This window comes from Empedobacter sp. R132-2 (assembly GCF_030324375.1).
GTDB classification, from domain to species: Bacteria; Bacteroidota; Bacteroidia; order Flavobacteriales; family Weeksellaceae; genus Empedobacter; species Empedobacter falsenii_B.
The window spans coordinates 1-1,903 of record NZ_JACAGG010000069.1; the positions used below are offsets into that span (position 1 = coordinate 1).

At 26.0% G+C, this 1,903-nt stretch carries 3 protein-coding genes; all 3 read right to left on the bottom strand.

Annotation, left to right across the window (positions count from 1 at the left end; genetic code table 11):
• Window positions 1-54 precede the first annotated feature (54 nt).
• From HXZ69_RS15130 to HXZ69_RS15140, 3 genes are read right to left on the bottom strand one after another with little or no spacing between them, the layout of a single operon-like run.
• Entirely contained in the window at window positions 55-1,335 is a 1,281-nt protein-coding gene (locus tag HXZ69_RS15130) for a hypothetical protein (protein ID WP_286496456.1), read from the bottom strand.
• Between the two features lies 1 nt (window position 1,336).
• Window positions 1,337-1,606, bottom strand: a complete 270-nt coding sequence (locus tag HXZ69_RS15135) for a hypothetical protein (RefSeq protein WP_286496457.1) — start codon at window positions 1,604-1,606, stop codon at window positions 1,337-1,339.
• Window positions 1,603-1,797, bottom strand: coding sequence for a helix-turn-helix domain-containing protein (locus tag HXZ69_RS15140; RefSeq protein ID WP_286496458.1), 195 nt, complete (start codon window positions 1,795-1,797; stop codon window positions 1,603-1,605). Before HXZ69_RS15140 ends, HXZ69_RS15135 begins: the two co-directional genes overlap by 4 nt.
• Window positions 1,798-1,903: the final 106 nt, after the last annotated feature.

Sequence of the window (1,903 nt, forward strand, 5' to 3'; positions counted from 1 at the left end):
GTAGTAACTACAATTTACTGCTTTTTAGCAGGTTGTACAACTTTTATATACAATCTAATACAAATGCACTACCGGTTGTTTAATATACTTCTTCATTAATTGCTCTAGTTTCTTTCCATTTGATTTGTTGGTGTAAAAACAATCATGAATTGTTAGTAGCGGAATATTTTCTTTATCAATATCATTTGCAACACAGTCTAATAAAACAAAAGATTCTACTTGTTGTAGAATCTTATGCATTGGATAAAACTTTTTAATTATTTTAATAATCCGACTTATCTCGGGAAAACAATCATTAAAAGTTTTATAAAATGCATTTTTACAATCTACTCCTGTATTAAGAATTATCATAAAAGCCTTTTTTGACAACTCTCTTCTAGTTTCATAATATTCCTTTACCAACTTTCCTTTTGATGTATATTCAACGTAAAATTTATCTTCTACTACATCAAAACAACAATCTATTTTATCCGAAAACCAATCATAAATATCTTGATTCAGCACAATATTTATAAACGTATTGATCTCTTCATTATTTAGCGACAGTGATTCTATTTCATATTGTAAGTCTAAACCGTCATAAAAATTAATAAAACCTATTTCTTCTCTTAAATCTATATCGTCTTCAATAATTGATTTAAGGATTAAAGACAAAAAGAATAATTGTGATGATTTTAAGTCATAACCTATTAATTCTTCATTATCATATTTTATAAACTCCCTTAAATCTTTAGGCGTTCGTGTAAAAAGAGAATGAAATCTATTATCTGTATCTTCATTTACAGAATATTCAAAAATCCTATGTTTCCAATTATTAGCAATTATAATTCGATTTTCGTACTTCTGCCCTTGATTTTTATTGTAATTAGATTCTATATACTCAATAGCTTTATCAAAATCAAAAGTTAACTTGTCATTAAAATAAGATTTTAAAAATATCCTATGTTTCGGAATTTCTTTTGATATTGAATTAAGCTTTTTAAGTAGTGCAGTTTTAGTTAAATTATAACTTTCTAAATCATTGCTGATATATTTATCATTTATTAGATAACCATTCGATTTTTTTAAATCTGCACTATAATTTGAAACTTTATTGATTATACCAAAATCTTGTAAATCTTTAATAACTAAAGAATAATTATAATATACCTTTTTCATTTTAGAAGAGTTTAATCTAACTATTGAATCTACTTGCTCATCTCCCCTATGTTTTACTCTTAAATTATTTAATAGACTTACAAAATAAACATAATAGTCCATTTGTTTAATCTTATTCCTACTGTGCAGTTCTAACTTTAAATCAATTAAAATTTGCTTTTGGATTAATACCTTCATTTTAATTACTTAATTCGTTAAATCTTTTAAATGCACTATTAAAACTTGAACACTCCCAAGCCCAAATTCCGAAATCATGAGACTTAGGATATCGTTGAGATAAAAACCTTCTATTAACTCTTTTTTCAAACACTTCATAACTCTTTTTCCCTGTAGTTGATACTTTTTCATAAATAAAAGCTTTTTCAGATTCATCTATTTTTGTAAAAGAATAACCTTTTACCTCTCCTGTTCCTCTAAATTGATGAGGTAATAATTTCACTGTTTTCATAATTGATTAAATGGAATTAATGCATTAATAACCTCATCTTTTTTGTAATAAACCCGCCCCCCAATTCCATAGGCTGTTAAAATGTTCTTTTTTGTCCAATTCCAAAGAGTCGGTAATGAAATTGATAATAATCTCGCCGTCTCCTCCCTTGTTAAGATGTCTTTTGCATCTTCTTCCTTATTTATATACATATGTTTGCATTTATTGAGACAAATGTATATGTAATCTTCCCTAAAAAACGGAACGTTTAAAAATATAGTTTATTAACTTAGGGATAATTATGAAACAAAGCAATTT